The organism is Streptomyces sp. NBC_01363, from assembly GCF_026340595.1.
Lineage (GTDB): Bacteria > Actinomycetota > Actinomycetes > Streptomycetales > Streptomycetaceae > Streptomyces.
The window spans coordinates 234,215-258,129 of sequence record NZ_JAPEPF010000001.1; the positions used below are offsets into that span (position 1 = coordinate 234,215).

The following is a 23,915-nucleotide window of genomic DNA, read 5'->3' on the forward strand; positions in this document are numbered from 1 at the left end:
CCCGGCCGGCACAGGGCCGCCGCCCGATGCGGGGTGGCCGACGGGAATGGTGGTTGCCTCGCGTACGTTCCCTTTCCGTGCGGCGACGCACGGGTCCTGCTTCTCCGCGTGACGGATGAGACGGATGCGACAGACGAGTCTGAGAAGACTGACGAGACCAAGGAGCGCGAAGACATGGCGGGCACTGTGACGATGTACAGCACCACCTGGTGCGGTTACTGCCGTCGGCTGAAGGGCCAGATGGACCGCGAGGGCATCGCGTACAACGAGATCAACATCGAGCAGGACCCGCAGTCCGCGGCCTTCGTCGAGAAGGCCAACGGGGGCAACCAGACCGTTCCCACCGTCCTGGTGGTCGGCTCCACGGGTGCCGAGGCCGTCATGACGAACCCGTCGCTGGCGCAGGTGAAGCAGGCGCTCGCCGCCTGATCCCGGCGCTGCCGCAGTGCGTGGACGCCCCCTCCGGTCCGGCACCGGAGGGGGCGTCCGCGTACAGGTCCGGCGTCAGCCGACGCTGCCCGGCTTCGGGAGCGGCTTGCCGTACCAGAGCTCGATCAGACGCGCCGCGATCGAGATGCCGAACGGGGGCAGGATCTCGCCCGATTCGAAGGCCGCCTTCAGGTCCTCGCGGGAGAACCAGCGGGCCTCCTCGATCTCCTCGCCGTCCACATTGATCTCGGACGAGGTGGCCCGTGCCATGAAACCGAGCATCAGGCTCGACGGGAACGGCCAGGGCTGGCTGGCGATGTACTCGACCTCGCCGACCGTGACCCCCGCCTCCTCGAAGACCTCGCGCGCCACGGACTGCTCGATCGACTCCCCCGGCTCGACGAAGCCCGCGAGCGTGGAGAAGCGGCCCTCGGGCCAGTGGACCTGGCGGCCCAGCAGGGCGCGGTCCTGGTCGTCCGTCACGAGCATGATCACCGCGGGGTCGGTACGCGGGTAGTGCTCGGCGCCGCAGGCCGGGCAGCGGCGGATGTGGCCGGCCGCCGCGATGACCGTGCGCTCGCCGCAGCGGGAGCAGAAGCGGTGCAGTCGCTGCCAGTTCTCCAGGGCCACCGCGTGCACCATCAGGCCCGCGTCGCGCGGGCCGAGCAGCAGACCGGCCTCGCGCAGGCCGGCCGGACGGGCCGGCTGGTCCATGCGGCCGGGCAGGGAGTCCTTCTGGAGCGCGAAGTAGCTGACGCCGTCCTCGTCGGTGCCGAGGAAGTAGCGGTGGGTCTCGGTGACCGGGGCCTCGAAGGCCGGGGTCATGACGATCTCCGTACCGCCGTCGACGGTGTCGTCGATCAGCACCTGGCCGCCGGAGACGACGAACACACGGGTGGTCGGGTGGCTCCACGCGGCGGACAGCCAGGCCTCGTCGAGGCGGTGGTGCGCGGCGCGGTCGATGCCGCTGGGCGCGGTGAGACCGATAGGCCGGTCTGCGGTGGCGTTGTCGAAGGTGCTCACAGGTGCTTCCTACTCCCCCGGGATGGATCGGGTGTTCAGAGGATTCAGCGGAGTGCGACGGCCAGTTCGCCCCAGAGATGGGCGGTCGTCTCCACGCCCTTGAGCAGAAGGTCGAGCTCGACCTTCTCGTTGGGGGCGTGCCAGCCGTCGGACGGTACGGAGATGCCCAGGAAGAGGACGGGTGCGCCGAGCACGTCCTGAAGGTCGGCGGCGGGTCCCGAGCCCCCTTCGCGGGTGAAGAGGATCTTCTGGCCGAAGGCCCGTCCCATGGCGCGGGCCACGGCCTGCAGGGCGGGGTGGTCCAGCGGGGTCAGACAGGGGCGGGTGGCCGGGGCGAAGGTGATCCGGTGCCCGACACCGGCCGGGACCTGCTCCTCGGCCCAGGCCCGGACCACCTGCTGGATCCGGTCCGGGTCCTGGCCCGCGACCAGCCGGAAGCTGATCTTCACCAGGGCGGAGCACGGGATGATCGTCTTGCTGCCGGCTCCCTGGTAACCGCCGCCGATGCCGTTGACCTCGGCGGTGGGGCGGGCCCAGACGCGTTCCAGCGTGGAGTAGCCGGTCTCGCCCGATGCCGCGCGGGACTTGGCGGTGCGCAGCCAGGTGGCCTCGTCGAAGGGCAGCTCGGCGAAGAGCGCGCGTTCGGTGTCGGTGAGTTCGGCCACACCGTCGTAGAAGCCGGGGATCGCGACCCGGCCGTCCGCGTCGTGCAGCGCGGCGACGAGCCGGGCGACGGCGGTCGCCGGGTTGGGGACCGCGCCGCCGAACGAACCGGAGTGGATGTCCTGCTCGGGGCCGTACAGCTCGATCTCGCACTCGGCCAGGCCGCGCATGCCGGTGCAGACCGTGGGGGTCGACTCGTCCCACATGCCGGTGTCGGAGACGATCACGGCGTCGGCGGCGAGCCGGTCGGCCCGCTCCTCGACCAGGGCGCGGAAGTTCGGCGAGCCGGACTCCTCCTCACCCTCGATCAGGAGCTTGAGGTTGACGGCGGGGGCGGTGCGGCCGGTGGTGGCGAGGTGGGCGCGGACGCCGAGTGTGTGGAAGAACACCTGCCCCTTGTCGTCGGCGGCGCCCCGCCCGTACATCCGGCCGTCGCGGATCACCGGCTCGAACGGGTCGGTGTCCCAGCCGTCCTCGCGGGCGGCGGGCTGCACGTCGTGGTGCCCGTAGACGAGGACGGTCGGGGCGTCCGGGTCGTCGGACGGCCAGTGGGCGAAGACCGCGGGGGCGCCGGGCGTCTCCCAGACCTCGGTGACCGGGAAGCCGGTCTCCCCGAGCTTGGCGGACAGCCACTCGGCGCTGCGCCGTACGTCCCCGTCGTGCTCCGGCTGGGCGGATACGGACGGGATGCGCAGCCAGGCGGCGAGGTCGTCCAGGAAGGCTGTGCGGTGCTGCTCGGTGTACGTACGGACGGCGCTGTCCGGGGTGTCGCTCATGGCCTTGAGCCTAGTGCCTCGCCCCATGGGGTCCGCCCGCCCGTGGTGGCCCGGGGGACGGCCGCGATCCGCCGGACAAGGCCCTACGCCGTGGGCGGTGGCTCGTCCAGCAGGATCCGTTCCAGTTCCGCCCGGCCCGGGAGGCGGGCGGGGTGGACGGTCTCGCCGCTGCGCACGTACAGGAACGTGGCGGTGATGTCGGTGAGCGGCAGATCGTGCAGCTCCGCCCAGGCCAGACGGTAGACCGCGAGCTGGAGGGGGTCGGCGGCGTTGGTGCGGGTGGTCTTCCAGTCGACGATCTCGTACGTGTCCCCGGTGCGGTACACGGCGTCGATGCGGCCCCGGATCACCCGGCCGGCCAGGGTGATCTGGAACGGAGTCTCGACGCGGTACGGGGTGCGGCGGGCGTACGGGGTGCGCTCGAAGGCCTCCTTGAGCGCGGCGAGGTCGCGCTCGTCGGCGATCTCGGCGTCGTTCTCGTCGCCGCCGGGCAGCTCGTCGGGCCCGAGCATCGGCAGCGGCAGCTCCTCGAAGCGGGACTCCACCCAGGCGTGGAAGCGGGTGCCCCGGCGGGCCGCCGGCTGCGGCGGCTGCGGCATGGGCCGGGCCAGTTCCTGGGCGAAGCCGTCGGGGTCGTCGGCGAGGCGCAGCAGCTGGGTGGCGGAGAGCGACGCGGGGACGAGGACGTCGCGCACGGTGGCGCGGGCGCGACGCAGTTCGCCGGTGAGGGCGTCGAGGTCGCGGTCCCAGGAGGCGAGGGTGCGGGCTTCCTCGGGGGTGAGCCGGTGCGCCCCGGCGGGCTCGGGGGTGCGGGCCGCGGGGACGTGCGGCGTGGGGGCGGGGGGTGCGGAGGTACGGGCAGGGGCGGGAGGGGGCTCCGTCGACAGCGCGTCCCAGTCGTCGGCCTCGTCGTCGGCGTACGGGGCCCCGTCCGGGAACGGGGCGTCGTCGAGGTACGCCTCGTACTCCTCGTCGTCGGGAAACGGGGCGTCGGCGTATCGGTCGTCGTAGGAGTCGGCGTACGGCTCCCGGGCGTCGGGCAGCGTCTCGTACGCGTCCGGTACGCCCCCTGTCGTGGCCAGGGCCTCCAGGTGCGCCATCACCGTGTCGGCGGCGGCCCGGCGGCGGGTCAGCGCGGTGTCGTCCAGCGGAAGCGGCCAGGCGTGGTCGGCGGCCGTCCCGTCGAGCGCAGGGTTCTCCTCGTCCTCGGCCGGTTCGTCGGCCCAGACCTCGATCTCGCCGTGCCCGGCCGCGCAGTGCTCGTACAGCGCGTGCAGGAAGCCGGACGGGCCGCGCGGCTTCTTCTGGGACGGGCCCCACCAGTGGCCGGAGCCGAGCAGCAGGGTGCGGGGTCTGGTGAAGGTGACGTAACCCAGGCGGAGCTCCTCGGTGAGCTGGTGCTCCTTCATCTCCTCCTTGAACGCCTTGAGCCCCTTGGCGTCCCAGGAGTGGACATCGGGGAGGGTCGCCCGGTCCCCGCGCAGGGCGTGCGGGAGGACCTTGGACTGGGCGGTCCAGGCGTCGCGGGACTGGCCGCTGGGGAACTGGCCGGTGACCAGGCCGGGCACCGCGACGACATCCCACTCCAGGCCCTTGGACTTGTGGGCGGTGAGGACCTTGACGGTGTTCTCGCCGCCGGGCAGGGCATTGTCCAGGCCCTTCTCGTACTGGACGGCGGTGCGCAGGAAGCCGAGGAAGGCGAGAAGGGTGGCCTCGCCGTCGACGGCCGCGAAGCGGGCCGCGACGTCGAGGAAGTTGGCGAGGGTCTCGCGGCGGCGGGCGGCCAGGGCCTGCGGCGACGCGGAGAGCTCGACCTCCAGGCCGGTGGTGGCGAGGACCCGGTGCAGCACGTCCATCAGCGGGTCGGCCAGCGAACGGCGCAGGTCGCGCAGCTCGGCGGCGAGGCGGGCGAAGCGGATGCGGGCCTCGGTGGAGAACGGAAGTCCGTCGTCCTCATCGCCGCCCGATTCGAGGAAGGTGTCCAGCGCGTCGGCGAGCGAGATCACTTCGGCCGGGTCGATGCCCTCGACGGCCTCGGCGAGACGGCGGTCGGGGTCGAAGTCGTCGTCGGCGTGGGCCGCGCGGTGGACGAGGAGCCTGGCGCGGCGGCCGAGCAGGGCCAGGTCGCGGGGGCCGATCCGCCAGCGGGGACCGGTGAGCAGCCGGACCAGGGAGGCGTTGGCGCCCGGGTCCTGGAGGACCTCGCAGACCGCGACGAGGTCGGCGACCTCGGGCAGGTGCAGCAGCCCGGACAGGCCGACGACCTCGACCGGGATGTCGCGGGCCACCAGCGCGGCCTGGATCTCCGGGAAGTCGCCCGCGGTGCGGCACAGGACGGCGATCTCGCCGGGTGCCTTGCCGGTCCGCACCAGATGGGCGATCGAGTCGGCGAGCCAGTCGATCTCCTCGGCGTGGGTACGGAGCAGCGCACAGCGGACGATGCCGTCGCGCTCGGCGCCGGGGGCGGGGCGCAGCGCCTCGACGCCTTCGTGCATGGCGCGCAGCGGTGCGGCGAGGCCGTTGGCGAGGTGCAGGAGCCGGCCGCCGCTGCGGCGGTTCTCGCTGAGGGAGAAGCGGGTGGCGGGGGTGCCGTCGGCGTGCGGGAAGTGGAGCGGGAAGTCGTCGAGGTTGGCGACGGACGCGCCGCGCCAGCCGTAGATCGCCTGGCAGGGGTCGCCGACGGCGGTGACGGCGTGCCCGGTCGTGCCCCCGGGGCCGCTGCCGAAGAGGGCCGAGAGCAGCAGGCGCTGGGCGACGGAGGTGTCCTGGTACTCGTCGAGCAGCACGACCCGGAATTCGTCGCGCAGGATCGTGCCGACCTCGGGGCGGGTGAGGGCCAGCTCGGCGGAGAGCGCGATCTGGTCGCCGAAGTCGAGGAGGTCGCGGCTCTTCTTGGCGTCGCGGTAGCGCCGGGTCAGCTGGAGCAGCTCGCAACGGGCCTCGGCGGTCTCGGGGATCCTGCGCAGCTCGGCGTTGCTGAGCCGGGCCGATGCGAGCGTGTTCAGCAGGCCGGTGTCGTACTCGGCGAGCTGTTCGGGGCGTACGAGGTGTTCGGCGAGCTCGGCGTCGAGGGCCAGCAGATCGCTGACGAGGGTGGGGAACGACCTGGTCAGGGCCGGGTAGGGGCCGGGGGCCTCGCGCAGCACGCGGGCGGCGAGCTGGTAGCGGGTGGCGTCGGCGAGGAGGCGGGTGGTGGGTTCGAGTCCGATGCGCAGCCCGTGCTCGGTGAGGAGCCGGCCGGCGAACGCGTGGTACGTGGAGATGCTGGGCTCGCCGGGGGGGTTGTCCGGGTCGATGGTGTCCGGATCGGTGACGCCGGCCGCGATCAGGGCCTTGCGGACGCGCTCGGCGAGCTCGCCGGCCGCCTTGTTGGTGAAGGTGAGCCCGAGGACCTGCTCGGGGGCGACCTGGCCGGTGCCCACCAGCCACACCACGCGCGCCGCCATCACCGTGGTCTTCCCGGACCCGGCTCCGGCCACGATCACCTGCGGGGCGGGCGGCGCGGTGATGCAGGCCGTCTGCTCCGGGGTGAACGGGATCCCGAGGAGCTCCTTGAGCTGCTCGGGATCGGTGATACGTGAGGACACCCCAGAGAGGCTAACCGGACGCACCGACAACGTGCCGGGCCGACGGAGGTCCGGCGCCCCGCTCACTCCAGGATGTGGCGGCCCTCCGGCTGTGCGCTGCACGAGGCCCGGAAGGCGCAGTGCGTGCAGTGCTGGCCGGTCGTGGGGGTGAAGCGTTCGTCCAGGACCCGGCCCGCGGCGGTGGCCAGCAGGTCGGGGACCCATTCACCGGCGAGGGGTTCCTGCGCCTGCACCTTGGGGAGGGCTTCGCCGCCCTCCTTCTTGGCGGCGGGCTGGCGCAGCTGTACGAGTTCGGCGCCGCCGGGCTCGGGTCGGCGGCCGTCGAAGACCTCGTCGACCGCGCCTTCCCGGACGGCCAGCTGGTACACGGCGAGCTGGGGGTGGCGGGCGACCTCGTCCCTGGTCGGGGACTGCTTGCCGGTCTTGAAGTCGACGACGTAGGCCCGGCCCTCGGCATCCTGCTCGACACGGTCCATGGAGCCCCGGATGCGCACCTGGTACTCCCCCGCCTCCAGCGTCACGTCGAAGTCGTGCTCGCTCGCGGCGGGGGTGCGGCCGGTGCGGTCCATGACGTGCCAGCGCAGGAAGCGTTCGAGGGCGGCCCGTGCCTGTTCCTTCTCCTGCCGGGACTTCCAGGGGGCGTCGAAGACGAGGCCGTCCCAGACCGAGTCCAGCCGCTCCATCAGGACGGCGAGATCGGCGGGGGTACGTCCGGAGGCCACCTCGTCGGCGAGTACGTGGACGACGTTGCCGAAGCCCTGGGCCGCCGTCGCCGGGGCGTCCGCCTTCACCTCGCGGCCCAGGAACCACTGGAGCGCGCAAGTGTTGGCGAGCTGGTCGAGCGCGCTGCCGGAGAGGGCCACGGGCTGGTCCCGGTCGCGGAGCGGGACGGCGGAGCGGGTCGGTTCGTACAGGCCCCACCAGCGGTAGGGATGGGCCGCGGGTACGAGCGGCTGGCCCTCGTCGTCGGTGAGCGCGGCGAGCCGGGCGAGGCGGCGGGCGGCTTCCTCGCGCAGGGCGTCGGAGGCCTCGGGGTCGACGGTGGTGGCGCGGAGTTCGGCGACGAGCGCGGCGATGGCGAGCGGGCGGCGCGGCCGGCCGGTGACATCGCGCGGTTCGGCGCCCAGCTCGGTGAGGAAGCGGGACGGCTGGTCGCCGTCGTCGGCGGGTGCCTTCACCGCGGTGACGACGAGCCGTTCGCGGGCGCGGGTCGCCGCGACGTAGAAGAGCCGGCGCTCCTCGGCGAGGAGGGCGCCGGGGGTGAGCGGTTCGGCCAGGCCGTCGCGGCCGATCCGGTCCGCCTCCAGCAGCGAACCGCGGCGGCGCAGGTCCGGCCAGAGCCCCTCCTGCACACCCGCGACGACGACGAGGCGCCACTCCAGGCCCTTGGAGCGGTGCGCGGTCATCAGCCGTACGGCGTCGGGGCGCACCGCGCGCCTGGAGAGGGTGTCGGCGGCGATGTCCTGGGCGTCGACCTCCTCCAGGAAGTTGAGCGCGCCGCGCCCGCCGGTGCGTTCCTCGGCGCGGGCCGCGGTGTCGAAGAGCGCGCAGACGGCGTCGAGGTCGCGGTCGGCGTTGCGGCCGCCCGCGCCGCCGCGCAGAGCGGCGCGCTCCAGTCGGCCCGGCCACGGGGTGCCTGCCCACAGCGCCCACAGCGCCTCCTCCGCGGTGCCGCCGCCTTCGAGCAGCTCGCGCGCCTTGCGCAGGAGCGCGCCGAGGCGCTGGGCGCCGCGGGCGTACGCCGGATCGTGCGTGACGAGCCGTTCGGGCTCGGCGAGCGCGCGGGCCAGCAGGTCGCCGGAGGGTGCCGGTACGCGGTTCCCGGCGGCCCGCTCCTCGTCGCGCAGGGCCCGGCCGAGGCGGCGCAGGTCGGCCGCGTCCATGGAGCCGAGGGGGGAGGAGAGCAGGGCCAGGGCGGTCTCGGTGTCCAGCCAGGAGGGCACCTCCGCGCCTTCACCCTCCGCCGCCGAAGCACCCTGCGGCTCCGCGCCTTCACCCTCCGCCGCCGAAGCCTCCTCTTCCTCCTCCGCGCCCGGCGCACCCCGGCGCAGAGCCGCCGTGGCGACCGCGCGCAGGGCTGTCAGGAGTGGGGCCACCGCCGGTTCGTGGCGCAGGGGAAGGTCGTCCCCGTCGACCTCCAGGGGGACGCCCGCCGATGTCAGGGCCCGGCGCAGCGAGGGGATCGTGCGGCCTCCGGCCCGTACGAGCACCGCCATCTCGTTCCACGGGACGCCGTCCTCCAGATGTGCCCGGCGCAGCAGGTCGGCGATGTTGTCGAGCTCGGTGGACGCGGTCGGATAGGTGTACGCCTCCACGCTGCCGCCCTCGCGGACCGCGGCGAGCTCCCGGTGGGCGCGGACCTTCGCCGAGGGCAGCCGGGTCAGCGGCATCCGGCGGGTGAGCAGCCGGGTGGCGGCCAGCAGCCGGGTGGCGGAACGCCGCGAGGTGGTGAGCACGCCGACCGGGGCCGGGGCGCCGTCCGCCCGCCGGAACGTGTCCGGGAAGTCGAGGATGCCGTTCACATCGGCGCCCCGGAACGCGTAGATCGACTGGTCCGGGTCGCCGAAGGCGATCAGGTCCCGGCCGCCCCCGGCGCCCGGGGCGCTCCCCCGGTTGCCGGCCAGCGCGTGCAGCAGCCGGACCTGCGCCGGGTCCGTGTCCTGGTACTCGTCCACGAACACCGCGTCGTACTCCCCCGCGAGCAGGGCCGACACCTCGGGGCGCTCCGCGAGCAGCACGGCCCGGTGCACCAGCTCCGCGTAGTCGAGCACCCCCTGCCCGTCCAGCACGTCCAGGTACTCGGCGAGGAACTCGGCGGCGGCGCCCCAGTCGGGCCGCCCGGTGCGGCGGGCGAAGGCCGCCAGCGCGTCCGGCCCAAGGCCCAGCTCACGGCTGCGGGCCAGCACCGCTCGCACCTCGTCGGCGAAGCCACGCGTGGTCAGACAGGCCCGCAGCTCGTCGGGCCAGCGGATGTGGGCGAAGCCGTCCCGCTCCAGTTCGAGCTGGCCGGCGAGCAGCTCGCGGACGGTGACGTCCTGCTCCGGTCCGGAGAGCAGCCGCATCGGTTCGGCGAAGAGGTCGGCGTCCTGGTGGGCGCGGACCAGTGCGTAACAGAAGGAGTGGAACGTCGTCGCCTGCGGTCCGCGGGCGCCGCCGAGCCGGGCGGCCATCCGGTCGCGCAGCTCCACGGCGGCCTTGCGGCTGAAGGTCAGCACCAGGATGCGGGCCGGGTCGCCGCCCCGTGCGATGCGTGCGGCGACCGCCTCGACGAGCGTGGTCGTCTTGCCGGTGCCGGGTCCGGCGAGCACCAGGAGCGGGCCGCCGGGGTGATCAACCACCGCGCGTTGAGCTGCGTCCAGGAGAGGAGGGTCCACGGAGCCCGGCGGGGTGCGCACCAGTCGGTACGCACCCGCGGACCGCTGCCGTGTCCGACGGTGCGGACTGTGCCGGGTGAAGGAGGAGGAGCTCACGTGGATCGCCGGTCCTGGTGGGTGTACTGATGATGAGGGTGCGGTGCGCGCCGCGAACTTACGAAGCTACGCCAGCGCGGGCGCGATCCGGGACGAGTGCGCTGCGTGCCTCGTCACGTTCCGCGGCGCGGACGCCGTTGCGTGCCCGGTCCTGCGACCGGCGGTGCTCTCCGTCAGTCCGCGCGGCCACGGTCCCGTCGCGTCACATGCCACAGACCCGACCGTGGATCACTTTTCGTGCACCCTTGATCACTTCGCGTAAGCCCTGGATCGCTTCCCGGAAGTCGGGTACGTCGTACGGCCCCGGTGCCGCCCCCTGTGCCACCGGATGGCCGAAGCTGTCAGATGTGAGCACCTCCGCCCCTGTCCCGGTCCGCGCCCCCGTCCGCGGTGACGCCGTCCCACCGTGCCCGCTTCATGTCGAGGCGCGGCAGATGGCCCTCCGCGCCGCGCGACGCCTCACGCAGCGGGGTGCCCTCCGCGCGGTAGTGGTCCAGTGCCTGCAACTCGTGGCCGGGGAGCAGCGCCCCGTCGGCGCGCACCACGCGCCACCACGGCACCGCGGCCCCGTACAGCGACATGACCCGGCCGACCTGGCGCGGACCCCCCTCGCCCAGCCACTCGGCGACATCGCCGTAGGTCATGACGCGGCCGGGCGGGATCAGCTCGGCGACATCGAGCACGCGCTCCGCGTACTCCGGCAGTGCGTGGCTCGTGCGGTCGTCACTCGTCCCGTCGCCGCTCGTGCGGTGTTGGCTCATCCGGTCCATCCTGCCGTACGCCACCGACATCCCGGCCCGGTCGGTGTGCGTCCGGTCACAGGGCCTGCGGGCAGAAGCGAAGGGGCGTATCTTGCGCTTCCCATGTCCGTGCAGTGCACCCTGATGCGCCCCTGCGTCGCCGGGTCGTGCCACCATCGTGCGGGCGGTGACCGGTGATACGAGAACACGAAGACCAATCAGAGGCAACGAAGGAGCAGGGCGTGCAGCCACCGAAGGCGGCGGACGCCCCTGACGCCGAGCCGCAGCCGGACGCGTCCCGCGCGCCCGCCGAAAAGCCGGATGGCAAGCCCGGAAAGCCCCGTACCGAGCCCGTGGAACCCGCTGCCGAGCACGGAGAGCGCCCCGAACATCCGGTCGGCTCGACGCTCTCGACCGCCGCGGAGGAGCAGGCCGAGCGCGTCTCGGGAGACGAACCGCTGCTCCCCGCCCGGGTGCACCGCCCCTCCGATCTCATGCGGCTCCTCATCGGGGTCCTGGCGATCGTCGTCCTGTTCTCGATCGCCGCGTTCGCCCACGGCACGACCACCGGCCTCGAACAGGACATCAACAAAGGCACCGGCCAGGCGCCCGACGTCCTGATCAAGATGGCGGGTCTGGTCTCCAGCATCGCCGTGCTGCTCGTCCCGGTCGCCTTCGCCATCGAGCGGCTGATCAAACGCGACGGGCTGCGGATCGCCGACGGGGTGCTCGCCGCCGTACTGGCCCACGGCGTCACGCTCGCCGCCGACCTCTGGGTCGCCAAGTCCGCCCCCGGCACCATCCAGGACGCCCTGACCCAGCCGCAGCCCGGTGATGCGCTCACCGATCCCGTGCACGGCTATCTCGCGCCCGTGATCGCTTATATGACGGCGGTCGGCATGGCGAGACGGCCACGCTGGCGGGTCGTGCTGTGGGTGGTGCTGCTGCTCGACGCGTTCGCCATGCTGGTCGGCGGCTACACGACCCCGTTCTCGATCATTCTCACCGTGCTGATCGGCTGGACCGTCGCGTACGGCACGCTGTACGCGGTCGGCTCGCCGAACGTACGGCCGACCGGTCAGCATCTGATGGCCGGTCTGCGCCATGTCGGCTTCCGCCCGGTCAGCGCGATGCGCGCCGACGACGCCCCCGACTCGGGCGACCAGAGCGACCGGGGGCGCCGCTATCTGGTCTCCCTGGAGGACGGGCCACCGCTCGATGTCACGGTCGTCGACCGCGAGCAGCAGGCCCAGGGCTTCTTCTACCGGGTGTGGCGCAGGCTCACCCTGCGCGGCATCACCCAGCGCCGCTCCATCCAGTCGCTGCGCCAGGCCCTGGAGCAGGAGGCGCTGCTCGCCTACGCGGCGATCGCCGCCGGAGCCAACGCGCCCAAGCTGATCGCCACGTCCGAGCTCGGACCCGACGCCGTGATGCTGGTGTACGAGCACATCGGCGGCCGTTCCCTGGACGCGCTGGAGGACTCGGAGATCACCGACGAGTTGCTGCACGGCGCCTGGCGTCAGGTGAAGGCGCTCCAGTCGCGCCGGATCGCGCACCGCAGGCTCACCGGCGACGCCATCCTGGCCGATCGTTCCGGCAAGGTGTTCGTCACCGATCTGCGCGGCGGCGAGATCGCGGCCGGTGATCTGGTCCTGCGGATGGATGTCGCCCAGCTGCTGACCACGACGGGTCTGCGGGTGGGCGCCGTGCGGGCCGTGGCCGGGGCGCTGGAGGTGCTCGGTCCCGACGCCGTCGCGGACTGCCTGCCGCTGCTCCAGCCCATCGCGCTGAGCCGCTCCACCCGGGCGGCCCTGCGCCGGCTCGCCCGGGAGCGCTCGCAGCGGGAGCGCGAGGCGGTGCTGGAGGCGTCGGACGCGGCCAAGCGGGCCAGGACACACGAACACGGAACGCAGTCCGAGGCACCGGAGGGGACGGCCGCCACCGGTGCGGTCACCGACCACAGGACAGGCCGCAAGGCGGACCGCAAGGCGCTCCGCACCCAGAAGCAGGCCGAGAAACGCGCCCTGGACGACGCCCTCGACGGGGCCCGCGAGGAGGATCTGCTCTCCCAGATGCGGCAGCAGGTGCTGCTGATCCGGCCGCAGGCACCGGTCGAACCGGTGCGTCTCGAACGCATCAAGGCCCGCACCCTGCTCAGCTGCATCGCCGGTGCGATCGCCGCGTACTTCCTCATCTCGCAGGTCACCCAGGCCGACTTCGGCGCGGTCGTCGAGCAGGCGGAATGGGGCTGGGTGGCCGCCGCGGTCGCCTTCTCCGCCCTCAGCTACGTGGCGGCGGCGATGAGCCTGCTGGGCTTCGTGCCGGAACGGGTGCCGTTCGGCAAGACGGTGCTGGCGCAGGTCGCCGGGTCCTTCGTGAAGATCGTCGCCCCGGCCGCCGTCGGCGGTGTGGCGCTGAACACCCGCTTCCTGCAACGGGCCGGGGTGCGCCCGGGGCTCGCCGTGGCGAGCGTCGGCGCCTCGCAGCTGTTCGGTCTCGGCTGCCACATCCTGCTGCTGGCGGCCTTCGGCTATCTGACCGGTACGGAGAAGACCCCGTCCTCGCTCACGCCGTCCAGGACGGTCATCGCCGGACTGCTGACGGTCGCCGTGCTGGTGCTGGTGGTGACGGCGGTCCCGTTCCTGCGGAAGTTCGTGGTGACGCGGGTGCGGTCGCTGTTCGCCGGAGTCGTACCGCGCATGCTCGACGTGGTCCAGCGGCCGCAGAAGCTGCTGACCGGCATCGGCGGAATGCTGCTGCTGACCGGTCTGTTCGTGATGTGCCTGGACGCCTCGGTGCGGGCGTTCAGCGGTCCGGACGTGCCGCATCTCAGCTATGCCAGCATCGCGGTGGTCTTCCTCGCCGGCAACGCGCTGGGGTCGGCGGCGCCCACCCCGGGCGGAATGGGCGCGGTCGAGGGCGCGCTGACACTGGGTCTGATCGCGGTCGGCCTGCCGAAGGAGGTCGCGGCACCCGCCGTGCTGCTGTACCGCCTGCTGACGCTGTGGCTGCCGGTGCTCCCCGGCTGGCTCTGTTTCAACCATCTGACCCGCAAGGGCGAGCTCTGACGCCCCCTCAGCCGCCGGGCGGGACCCTCAAGGCCAGTCGGGCGACGGCGGCGTCGCCCGCCACCCGCTTGGACCGGTGCCCCGTGCAGCGACCGGCTTCCCGCCGCACCATGGGCCCATGAGGACCTCCCCTGCCCTGCGCGCCGCCGCCCTGGCCGCCGCCGTCACCGTGCTCCTGCCCATCACCGCCTGCTCGGAGAGCGGCAACAAGGACGACCCGGACGGGCCGCAGAGCTCACCGCTCGCGGTGAACGCCGCCGAGGCGAGCGGCTCCGGCGACCTCGCTTCCCAGAAACTGACGTGGAAGCCCTGCCCCGCCCCGTCCCCGGCGCAGGGCAGCGGAAAGGCGCCGTCCCCGCTGCCCGGCGGCACCCCCTGGGAGTGTTCGTTCATGCGGGCGCCGCTCGACTACGCGAAGCCCGAGGGCGAGACGGTCCAGCTGGCGCTGATCCGGGCCAGGGCCAAGAACCAGGACGAGCGGATCGGCTCCCTCATCTTCAATTTCGGCGGCCCCGGCGCCTCCGGTGTCGCCACCCTGCCCGCCTTCGGCACCGACTACGACAAGCTCCGCGCCCGCTACGACCTGGTCAGCTTCGACCCGCGCGGCGTGGGCCGCAGCGACGGTGTGGAGTGCGAGACCGACAAGCAGCTCGACGCCCGCTTCGAGACCGACAGCACCCCGGACACCAGCGCGGAGGTGAACGCCTTCGTCAAGAACACCAAGGCGTTCGCGCAGGCCTGCGAGAAGAACTCCGGCAGGCAGCTCCCGTACGTCGGCACCACCGACGCGGCCCGTGACATGGATCTGATGCGGCAGGTGCTCGGCGACAAGAAGCTGTACTACTTCGGCATCTCGTACGGCACCCAACTGGGCGGCGTCTACGCCCACTTGTTCCCGAAGAACGTCGGCAGGTCGGTACTGGACGCGGTGGTCGACCCGACGCTGGACTCCGAGCAGTCCTCGCTCGGCCAGGCCAAGGGCTTCCAGCTCGCGCTGAACAACTTCACCCAGGACTGCGTCGACCGCGGCGCAGCCTGCAAGCTGCCCGGTTCCACCTCGAAGGAGGTCGAGCAGGGGGTCGCCGGTCTTCTCGCCCAGCTGGAGAAGAAGCCGATCCAGGGGCTCGGTTCACGTCAGCTGACGCAGACCCTGGCGACCACCGGCATCGCGGCCGCCCTCTACTCCAAGCAGACCTGGCCGCTGCTGGAACAGGGACTGGACGAGGCAGACGGCGGCAACGGCGCGCTGCTCCTCGCCCTCGCCGACTCGCTGAACGGCCGTTCCGAAAACGGCCAGTACGACAACTCGGTGGCCGCCAACACCGCCATCAACTGCGCCGACTCCAAGCAGCGGTTCACCGCGGACCAGACCGAGGCCAAGCTCCCCGAGTTCCGGTCCGCCTCGAAGATCTTCGGCGACTACCTGGGCTGGTCCCTGATGGCCTGCACCGGCTGGCCGGTACCGGGCGCCTGGAACACCCCGGACGTCAGCGCCCCGGGCGCGGCCCCCATCCTCGTCGTCGGCAACACCGGCGACCCGGCGACGCCGTACGAGGGCTCGAAGGCGATGGCCGACGCGCTGGGCAAGGGCGTCGGCGTCGAGATGACGTACGAGGGCCAGGGACACGGCGCGTACAACAGCGGCAACGCCTGTGTGCAGAAGACCGTGGGCGGCTACCTGCTGGAGGGCAAGGTTCCGGCGGCCGGAACCGTCTGCAGGTAGCGGCGTGATCCAAACGCAAGGTCCTAGCATGGGCGGACTTTCTGTACGCCGTAGGTACGGGCACATCTGTACGCCGCGAGTACAGGCACATCGGGAGGACGCACACGTGGTCGCACACGCACGCGCCGGGGCTCTGGCCGGCGCCGCACTTCTGCTGACGGGGCTGCTCGCGGGCTGCGGCGGAGGTACGGACGACAAGCCGGCCGACGGAACGGACCACGATGCCGCGCCCTCGGCCGGCCGTCCGTCCACCACGCCGGGCGGGCAGCCGGGCACTCCCCGGCTGCCCGCGGCCCTCACCTCCCAGCGGCTGGACTGGAAGGGCTGCGATGCCCGCGCCGGCGAGAGCGCGCCCGGGTCCGACTGGCGCTGCTCGACGGTCCGGGTGCCGCTGGACTACGCGAAGCCCGACGGCGAGACGATCGGGATCGCGCTGATCCGCAAGAAGGCCGGGAACACCAGCCGGCGCCTCGGCTCGATGCTGTTCAACTTCGGCGGCCCCGGCGGTTCGGGGGTCTCGACGCTGCCGCGCGCCGCCGGCTCGTACGGCAACCTCAACTCCCGCTACGACCTGGTGGGCTTCGACCCGCGCGGGGTCGCGGGCAGCGAAGGGGTGAGCTGCCGCACCGACAAGGAGCAGGAGAACGCCTACCGGAAGGTCGACATGACCCCGGACACGGCGGCGGAGGAGGCGGCGTTCCTGAAGGACGGCGCGGACTTCGGCGCCGGCTGCGAGCGCCGCTCCGGCAAGGTCCTGCCGTACGTCGGCACGACGAACGCCGCCCGGGACATGGACCTGATCCGTGAGGTGCTCGGCGACAAGAGGCTCACCTATTTCGGCGTGTCGTACGGCACCGAGCTCGGCGGCACCTACGCACACCTCTTCCCCGGGAACGTCGGCCGGACCGTCCTGGACGCCGTCGTCGACCCGACCGCGGACACCATCGGGCATGCCCGCAACCAGGCGACCGGCTTCCAGCGGGCGCTGGAGAACTACCTCAAGGACCGCGGCCAGGACCCGAAGGCCGGGACCCGGCGCATCGCCCGGCTGCTGGAGCGGATCGACAAGAAGCCGCTGCCGACGACCTCGGGCCGCGAGCTCAACGACTCGCTGGCCGTCACCGGCATCGTCATGCCGCTCTACTCCAAGAGCAACTGGCCGTATCTGACGCAGGCGCTGGACGAGGCCGAGAAGAGCGGCACCGGGAACATGCTGCTCCAGCTGGCCGACTCGTACAACGGCCGTGACGAGAAGGGGCACTACGACACCCAGAACCACTCGCAGCGCGCCATCTCCTGTGCGGACAGCAGCCTCCGGCCGACGGCGGACGAGGCGAAGGCGCTCCTGCCGGAGTTCCGGAAGCTGTCCCCGGTGTTCGGCCCGTTCCTGGCGTGGGACACGGCGGGCTGGTGCTCGCAGTGGCCGGTGAAGGGTGAGCACGAACACCCGGAGGCGAGCGCTCCGGGCGCCGGTCCGATCCTGGTCGTCGGCACGACGGGTGACCCGGCGACGCCGTACGAGGGTGCCCGCAAGATGGCGGACGAGCTGGGCAAGGGCGTGGGCGTCCTGCTCACCAACAAGGGCGAGGGGCACGGCGCGTACGGCGGGAACTCCTGCGTGACGTCGACCGTGGACGCGTACTTCCTCGACGGGATGGTCCCGGAGGACGGCAAGACCTGCTCGTAGGGCGGCCCGGAGGTACGGCGAAGGGGCCGGTCCGTGCGGACCGGCCCCTTCGCCGTACCAAAAGGTGTCTCAGTACACGGGCTTCTCGGGCTCGATCTGGTTGACCCAGCCGATCACGCCGCCGCCCACGTGGACCGCGTCGGCGAAGCCCGCCGACTTGAGGACCGCGAGGACCTCGGCGCTGCGGACGCCCGTCTTGCAGTGCAGGACGATGCGCTTGTCCTGCGGGAGGTCCTGGAGGGCGTTGCCCATCAGGAACTCGTTCTTCGGGATCAGCTTCGCGCCCGGGATCGAGACGATCTCGAACTCGTTCGGCTCACGGACGTCGATGATCTCGATCTTCTCGTCCGCGTCGATCCACTCCTTGAGCTGCTTGGGAGTGATCGTGGAGCCGAGCGCCGCCTCCTGGGCCTCCTCGGACACGACGCCGCAGAAGGCCTCGTAGTCGATGAGCTCGGTGACGGTGGGGTTCTCGCCGCAGACCGCGCAGTCGGGGTCCTTGCGGACCTTGACCTGGCGGTACTGCATCTCCAGGGCGTCGTAGATCATCAGCCGGCCGACCAGCGGGTCGCCGATGCCGGCGAGCAGCTTGATGGCCTCGTTGACCTGGATGGAACCGATCGACGCGCAGAGCACCCCGAGCACGCCGCCCTCGGCGCAGGAGGGGACCATGCCCGGCGGAGGCGGCTCCGGGTAGAGGCAGCGGTAGCAGGGGCCGTGCTCGGACCAGAAGACGGACGCCTGGCCGTCGAACCGGTAGATCGAGCCCCAGATGTACGGCTTGTTCAGCAGTACGGCCGCGTCGTTGACCAGATAGCGGGTGGCGAAGTTGTCCGTGCCGTCCACGATCAGGTCGTACTGGGCGAAGATGTCCATCACGTTGTCGGCTTCGAGCCGCTCCTCGTGAAGGACCACGTTCACGTACGGGTTGATGCCCAGCACCGAGTCCTTGGCGGACTCGGCCTTGGAGCGCCCGATGTCGGCCTGGCTGTGGATGATCTGGCGCTGCAGGTTCGACTCGTCGACCTCGTCGAACTCCACGATGCCGAGCGTGCCGACACCGGCCGCGGCCAGGTACATCAGGGCCGGCGACCCGAGACCACCGGCACCGACACAGAGCACCTTCGCGTTCTTCAGCCGCTTCTGTCCGTCCATCCCGACATCCGGGATGATCAGGTGGCGGGAGTACCTGCGGACCTCGTCGACGGTGAGCTCAGCAGCTGGCTCGACCAGGGGTGGCAGCGACACAGGAACCTCAACAATGCAGGTGGTCGGTTTCTACGTACTTCATCTACGTACGGTTGTTCTTGCCGTAACACTGCCACGCCCCCTCTCATTCCGAGATACCAGGTCCGATCCGCGAGACAATTTCGTCCCAGTACCTGGGCAGCGCCGCGAATGGGTCCGTTTGTCCCTGTTGGCCGTCTCGATCCGTGAAGAAGATCGTGCCCGCCCCCTGCCAGCGGGCGATGCGCATGGCCTCGTCGAGGTGGGTGCGCGGAACGCCGTGGACGAAGTGCGCGAACCTCTCCGGCGGATACGAGGCGGTCCACTCCGCCACCTGCGACCAGCGGTAGTCGGTCCACGGTCCGCAGAAGGTGACCAGCTGGTCGGCTGCCTCGGCATAGCCGGGATACGGATGGGTGCCCAGCCCGAGCACCAGCGGCCCGATCCCCTCCCCGTACGGGCGGTCGCCGTCTTCGAGGAGCGTCGCGAGGGTGCTGGTGAGACGGCGCACCGCCGGGAGGTGGACGCGCTCGGCCGGGCAGCGGCCGAGATAGAAGCCGTCGACGCGGTACCAGTCGAGGAACGACTGGGCGTCGGCGATCAGTTCCCCGAAGGGGCGGCTGCCGAAGGCCAGGTCGAGATGGCCGAGCAGCCGGCCGGCCGCCGCCCGTACCGAGTCCTGCGGATCCTCGCCGTGCACGGCCCGCTCGCGCGCGTTGCGGAGCCGGCCCGCGGCTTCCAGGCAGTGCGGATCGGGGCGGGCGCCGGGGCCGTTGTCGATGTTGAGGACGGCCCAGTGCAGCGGGGTGCCGGGACGGGCCAGTTCGGCCCATTCGGTCGGCGCGAGCAGCGGATGCGCGTAACCGGGTACGCCGAAGCCGAACTGTTCGGCGCCGCTGGTCCGGCGGGCCGTGCCGGTGCTGGTCAGATACGGCATGCCGCCTCCATCCAGATGTCGGCGAGGGACTCCTCCAGATTGATCCGGGGACGCCAGCCGAGCCGGTCCCTGGCGGTGCGGACGTCCGCCTGCTGCCAGGCGCCGCAGCCGTCCGGATAGGGGGACGGGGTCGCCGAGAGGTGCTCGATGACCGACTCGGTCGAGGTGCGCGGGGCGCCGATGGGCAGCCGGGGCGGGGGCGCGTCGAGCTCGTGGAGTGCGCCCGCGTACCCGGCGACCCTGGCGAGGACGGCGGCCGCGTCCCGGAGCCGCACGGCGCGGCCGGTGCCGATGTTGACGACGCCCTGGGCGGCGGAGAGCGAGGCGGCGTGCACGGCGCGCGCGACATCGCGCACGTCCACGAAGTCGCGCTGCACGCCAAGGCCGCTGAGCTTCAGCTCGCCGTCGCCGGACTGCATGGCCCGGCGCATCGCCTCGGCGAGCCTGCCGAGCGGGGAACCGGCCGGGGTGCCCGGCCCGACCGGGGAGAAGACCCGCAGCACGACCGCGTCGAGGCCCGAGCCGAGGACGAGTTCGGTGGCGGCGAGTTTGCTGACGCCGTACGGGCCGCCGGGGCGCGGAATCGTGTCCTCGGCGGTGGACGAACCGGGCTGCGAGGGCCCGTACTCCGACGAGCAGCCGACCTGGACGAGCCGGGCCGTGCAGCCGCTGCGCCGCATCGCCTCGCACACCGTGGCGACGGCGACGGTGTTGTGGCGGGTCAGATCGCGGGCCCCGCCGCGGGTGGCGCCCGCGCAGTTGACCACTACTCCGGGGTGGACGGCGTCCAGGAAGCGGGTCAGCGCGCCGGGGCTGCCGCTGGCGAGGTCGAACCGGACGTCGGCGTCGTCGCCCCGGCCGAGCGCCGTGAGGTGCACGGCGGGGTCGGCGAGCAGGCGGTCGGCCACGAACCGGCCGAGGAATCCGTTGGCTCCGAGCAGCAGCACCCTCATCGCGCGCCCCCTCGGCGCCAACGGCGAGCTGCCGGTGAAGGGGATTGGGGGGTCATGTCCGGTGTCTCCTTGAGGAAGTGAGATGCAGTGGCGGGCAATGACCCGCGGCGTCGGCTCCGCGGGGCGTGCGGTGGCAGTGGTACGGCTGTGGTGGTTACGCGGCGGCCGGGCCTTCATCGACCGGCCGGGCGGTGGTGTGGGCGGACGCCCGGGAGAGGACGACGGTGGCGGCGATCAGCAGTCCGAGCGCGGAGGCACCGCACGCGACGGCGGGTACGGATCCGGTGCCGGACACCATGACGAGGACGTCGACGGGGCGGGAGAGGAAGTGCAGACCGGGCAGCCGCCCGGCCAGGACCAGTGCGGGCGCCAGGGCCTCGACCGCACAGGCGACGGCCAGGCCGCCGGTGGCGAGCTCGGGGAACCCGTGCACGGTCAGCAGCCGGGCCAGCAGGAGCAGCACCCCGAGCGCGGCCGCCCCGCCGAACGCCCCGCCGCCCCCGTATCCCAGGTGGGCGAGGCAGAGCAGCCCGGCGAGGACACACAGGTGGAGTGCGACGGCCCCGAACAGCAGGGGGCGCACACCCGCGGCGAACTCCTCCAGCGCGCGGCTGCTGCTGAGTTTGCGGTGGGCGTGCACGGAGAAGAGGTGGGCGCACCAGGTGGCCGGGACGAGCGAGAGGGCCAGGCCCAGCAGCGGCGCTGGGGTGATCGCCCAGGGGCCCTCGGGGCCGCCGCTGAGCACCTGGTCGAGCAGCGGTTCGCCGTACAGGACGTAGCCGAGGAGCCAGCAGCCGTACACCTTGGCCGCGCCCGATGAGCGGCCTCCGGCGTGCAGGGGGCCGCTGCGCAGGCTGACGGCGAGCCCGATGAGCGCGACGAGCGCCCCGGTGAGGGCGATCACGAGCCGTGCCCGGCCGCCGAGCGCTCCCTCGGTGAGCCCGAGTGCGCCGACGGTCGCGACGCAGGCGGCGCCCGGCACCAGCGCGCGGAGCGACCAGGCGGTGCGTGTCGCGATGTCCCGCTCCGGCGCGTCGGGCCCTGTTGCGGGCTCCGCCGCCGCACCGGGTACCCGCGCGAACAACTCCTCGGCGAGCGAGAAGACATCGCGGTGCCGGTAGCGGGCGGCGACGCGGTCGGTGACGCCATGGGCTTCGAGCCCGGCGGCGACCTCCAGCGGGTCGACGGCCCGTTCGCACAGCTCGCGGTGCCGGTGCATCAGCGATTTCACGGGGTCGGCGGGGCCGCGGCGCGAGGCATTGAGCCGACGCGCCGGAGCGGGGCGCGCGATCTCGGGGGCGCGGGAGAGCTCGGAGGACTCGGAGGACTCGGAGGACTCGGAGGACTCGGACAGCCTGCGCCGCCCAGGCGCCCCAGGTGTCTCGGAGGGCTCGGAGGGCTCGAACAGCCCGTGCGCCTCAGGCGTCCCAGGCGCATCAGGCGTCCCAAGCATCTCGGAGGACTCGGACGGCTCGTGCATCCCGGGGTTCTCGGAGACCAGGGCCCGCGAGCGGAGGTCCCAGCTTCCGCCGGTGGTCGGTGTGGCGGGTGCGTCGGACACCTCGGTCGGGCCGCCCATGGTGTTTCCTCCGTGATCGTCGCCGGCCGTGTCGGACCGCCCCGGCCCGCCGGCCCGGCCCGGCCCGGCCGTCTCCTGCCCCGGTTCACGCATCGCCGCCACCCGCTCCCCGCGCTCCCGTGCAGACCGCCCGGGGCCCGGCAGCCCAGCTGGGCCTGCGGCCGGCCGTGATCGACAGGGCGAGGCCCGAGGCCGTCCACGGACCCAGGACATGCGCCTCCGGCGGGGTGGCGAACGGGCGCGGTTCGCCGTCGGCGTCCACCGCATCGGTTTCCGTGCGCACCGGGGCGTGCGAGATCAGCTCCAGGTAGATGCCGCGAAATGCCGCGAGATTCTGTTCGACGGTGAAGAGTTCGAGCGCGCGGGCGCGCGCCGCCGCTCCGAGCCGTGCACGGCGCTCGGGGTCCCGCAGCAGCGCGAGACAGGCATCGGCCAGCGCTCTGGGATTGCGCGGGGGCACGACGAGCCCGGTGCCGCCGACGACCTCGACGACCGCGCCGACATCCGTCGACACCGTGGCCCTGCCGCAGAACATCGCCTCGACCAGACCGATCGGAAAACCCTCGACCACGCTGGACAGGACGACGACCCCGCCCGCCGCGTAGGCGTCCGGCAGATCGGGCACCTCGGCTCCGCCGATGTCCTCGAAGGAGACCGGGTTGTCGCCGACGGCATGGGCGTCCGCGGCCTCGTCGGGGAACAGCTGGGCGGCGAGCGCCCGGCAGTGCGCGAGATAGGTGGCGCCTTCCGCGCCCCGGGCCGGGGCGCCGACGATCCTCAGCCGGGCGTCCGGTTCGGCCTTCCGCACTTCCGCGAAGGCGTGCAGCAGTGCGATCAGGTCCTTGGCGGGCTCGATCCGGCCGACCCAGACCAGGGTGTCGTCGGGCCCGCTGTCGCCGCTCTCCCCCAGCGCCGTGAAGCGGTCGGACTCCATGCCGGGGTAAATGGTGCGCAACTTCTCGCGGGCGGCTCCGCAGCGTTCCTGCCAGCGGCGGGCGTGGGCGTTTCCGGGGGTCACGATCGCGGCCTGCCGGTACACCTCGGTGGCGAGCCGCCCGTGGAAGTGGGCGAGCAGGGCGCGCACCGGCGCGTTCAGCGGGGTGCCGGTCGCCGCGAGGTAGTGCGCCCGCAACTGCGCGCCGTGCTCGGTCACCAGCAACGGCACCCCGAAGAAGTGTTTGGCCAGCAGCCCCGGCAGAGCGGCGGCGCCCCCGGACGTCGCGTGGCAGAGGTCGACCGCGCCGAGGCCCTCCTCGTCGTACCAGTCGAGCGAGAGCGGGCGGAGCACCCGGTCGAGCTCCCGGGCGAAGGCGAGGAGGTCGGGGACGGTGGCGGTCTGGACGGTGCGCCCGGCGCCCGGGGCGCGGCAGGCCGCTTCGAGTACGCGCACGGCGGTTTCGGAACGGAGGGCCGCCCCGAGTCCGCCGTGCTCGCGGGCCAGTTCGGCGAGTCCGTACAGGCCGTCCGTGAACTGCGCGTCCGCGGCAGCGGCGACCGTACGCCCTTCGCCGCCCTGTTCACCGGCACCCGCGCCCGCGTCGGCCCCGTCGTCCTCGCCGCCCACCGCACCGGCCGCGCAGACCGAGGCGGCGAGAGCCGCGAAGTGGGCCGTGAAGCGCTGCCGTTCGCGCCGTCCGTACGGGCGGGTGCCCCCGCCCGTCACCATCCGGTTGAGCAGCCCCTTGGGGGCCCGGGGCCCCAGGACGTCCTCGTCGGCCGTCCACAGCGGCGCCGTCCGCACCCGGCCGACCTGCATCGGGAGCGGGACCCGGCCCCGCGCCTCCTGCTCGGCGGAGCGGCTGAGCGCGAAGAGATCGAACTCGTGCTGCGCGAGCCCGCGCACCAGGCGGTCGCACCAGAGCCCGGACTCACCGTTCACATACGGATAACCACCGTCGGTGAGCAGTCCGATCCGCACGAGCACACCCCCGATCTCCCTTGTGGGCGGCCGCCGTTGGAATGGCGGCTCACAGCGGGACGACCGTATGCGGATACGCCGGTGGCGCGACGGACGGTTGTCCGTCGCGCCACCGAAAGGGGTGAACCGTCGTAA

The 23,915-nt window shown here is 72.8% G+C and carries 14 protein-coding genes; 4 read left to right on the top strand and 10 right to left on the bottom strand.

The window, feature by feature from the left end; genetic code table 11:
* Positions 1–174: 174 nt before the first annotated feature.
* The gene (locus OG611_RS01080; protein ID WP_266414605.1) at positions 175–429 is read left to right on the top strand and encodes a mycoredoxin; all 255 of its coding nucleotides are present in this window, start codon (positions 175–177) and stop codon (positions 427–429) included.
* A gap of 75 nt (positions 430–504) precedes the next feature.
* On the opposite strand, the gene nudC is transcribed toward OG611_RS01080, so the two are convergent.
* From nudC to OG611_RS01105, 5 genes are all read right to left on the bottom strand, one after another.
* Positions 505–1,452 carry an NAD(+) diphosphatase gene (gene nudC, locus OG611_RS01085; RefSeq protein WP_266414607.1) on the bottom strand — a complete coding sequence of 316 codons (948 nt, stop codon included), beginning with the start codon at positions 1,450–1,452 and terminating at the stop codon, positions 505–507.
* 44 nt (positions 1,453–1,496) lie between these two features.
* Positions 1,497–2,891 carry a dipeptidase gene (locus tag OG611_RS01090; protein ID WP_266414609.1) on the bottom strand — a complete coding sequence of 465 codons (1,395 nt, stop codon included), beginning with the start codon at positions 2,889–2,891 and terminating at the stop codon, positions 1,497–1,499.
* A gap of 83 nt (positions 2,892–2,974) precedes the next feature.
* The gene (locus OG611_RS01095) at positions 2,975–6,478 is read right to left on the bottom strand and encodes an ATP-dependent DNA helicase (protein ID WP_266414611.1); all 3,504 of its coding nucleotides are present in this window, start codon (positions 6,476–6,478) and stop codon (positions 2,975–2,977) included.
* A gap of 62 nt (positions 6,479–6,540) precedes the next feature.
* Positions 6,541–9,948, bottom strand: a complete 3,408-nt coding sequence (locus OG611_RS01100; protein WP_266414613.1) for an ATP-dependent DNA helicase — start codon at positions 9,946–9,948, stop codon at positions 6,541–6,543.
* 341 nt (positions 9,949–10,289) lie between these two features.
* Positions 10,290–10,709, bottom strand: coding sequence for an MGMT family protein (locus tag OG611_RS01105; protein ID WP_323180067.1), 420 nt, complete (start codon positions 10,707–10,709; stop codon positions 10,290–10,292).
* Between the two features lie 221 nt (positions 10,710–10,930).
* Between OG611_RS01105 and OG611_RS01110 the strand changes: the two genes are divergently transcribed.
* From OG611_RS01110 to OG611_RS01120, 3 genes are all read left to right on the top strand, one after another.
* Complete coding sequence (locus OG611_RS01110; RefSeq protein WP_266414616.1) at positions 10,931–13,756, top strand: lysylphosphatidylglycerol synthetase family protein; 2,826 nt, start codon at positions 10,931–10,933, stop codon at positions 13,754–13,756.
* Between the two features lie 118 nt (positions 13,757–13,874).
* Positions 13,875–15,479: an alpha/beta hydrolase gene (locus OG611_RS01115; protein ID WP_266414617.1), complete on the top strand. Its 1,605-nt coding sequence runs from the start codon at positions 13,875–13,877 to the stop codon at positions 15,477–15,479.
* A 106-nt stretch (positions 15,480–15,585) separates the two neighbouring features.
* Positions 15,586–17,166 (top strand): alpha/beta hydrolase, encoded by a 1,581-nt coding sequence (locus tag OG611_RS01120; RefSeq protein ID WP_266414619.1) that lies wholly within the window; start codon positions 15,586–15,588, stop codon positions 17,164–17,166.
* Between the two features lie 69 nt (positions 17,167–17,235).
* Here the strand turns inward: OG611_RS01120 and moeZ are convergent, their stop codons facing one another.
* The 5 genes from moeZ to OG611_RS01145 form a co-directional block, all read right to left on the bottom strand.
* Entirely contained in the window at positions 17,236–18,414 is a 1,179-nt protein-coding gene (moeZ, locus tag OG611_RS01125) for an adenylyltransferase/sulfurtransferase MoeZ (protein WP_266414620.1), read from the bottom strand.
* 85 nt (positions 18,415–18,499) lie between these two features.
* Positions 18,500–19,330, bottom strand: coding sequence for a spherulation-specific family 4 protein (locus OG611_RS01130; RefSeq protein ID WP_266414621.1), 831 nt, complete (start codon positions 19,328–19,330; stop codon positions 18,500–18,502).
* On the bottom strand, positions 19,318–20,283 hold the full coding sequence (locus OG611_RS01135; RefSeq protein ID WP_266414622.1) for an NAD(P)-dependent oxidoreductase: 966 nt from the start codon (positions 20,281–20,283) through the stop codon (positions 19,318–19,320). The genes OG611_RS01130 and OG611_RS01135 overlap by 13 nt, the downstream gene beginning before the upstream one ends.
* 154 nt (positions 20,284–20,437) lie before the next feature.
* Positions 20,438–21,862, bottom strand: a complete 1,425-nt coding sequence (locus tag OG611_RS01140) for a hypothetical protein (RefSeq protein WP_266414623.1) — start codon at positions 21,860–21,862, stop codon at positions 20,438–20,440.
* An 85-nt stretch (positions 21,863–21,947) separates the two neighbouring features.
* Positions 21,948–23,780, bottom strand: a complete 1,833-nt coding sequence (locus tag OG611_RS01145; RefSeq protein ID WP_266425435.1) for a DUF3492 domain-containing protein — start codon at positions 23,778–23,780, stop codon at positions 21,948–21,950.
* Positions 23,781–23,915 lie beyond the last annotated feature (135 nt).

Coding starts and splice junctions, on each gene's coding strand:
- OG611_RS01080 (WP_266414605.1), top strand. CDS start 175: ATGGCGGGCACTGTGACGATGTACAGCACCACCTGGTGCGGTTACTGC.
- OG611_RS01090 (WP_266414609.1), bottom strand. CDS start 2,891: ATGAGCGACACCCCGGACAGCGCCGTCCGTACGTACACCGAGCAGCAC.
- OG611_RS01105 (WP_323180067.1), bottom strand. CDS start 10,709: ATGAGCCAACACCGCACGAGCGGCGACGGGACGAGTGACGACCGCACG.
- OG611_RS01115 (WP_266414617.1), top strand. CDS start 13,875: ATGAGGACCTCCCCTGCCCTGCGCGCCGCCGCCCTGGCCGCCGCCGTC.
- OG611_RS01130 (WP_266414621.1), bottom strand. CDS start 19,330: ATGCCGTATCTGACCAGCACCGGCACGGCCCGCCGGACCAGCGGCGCC.
- OG611_RS01135 (WP_266414622.1), bottom strand. CDS start 20,283: ATGAGGGTGCTGCTGCTCGGAGCCAACGGATTCCTCGGCCGGTTCGTG.
- OG611_RS01140 (WP_266414623.1), bottom strand. CDS start 21,862: ATGGGCGGCCCGACCGAGGTGTCCGACGCACCCGCCACACCGACCACC.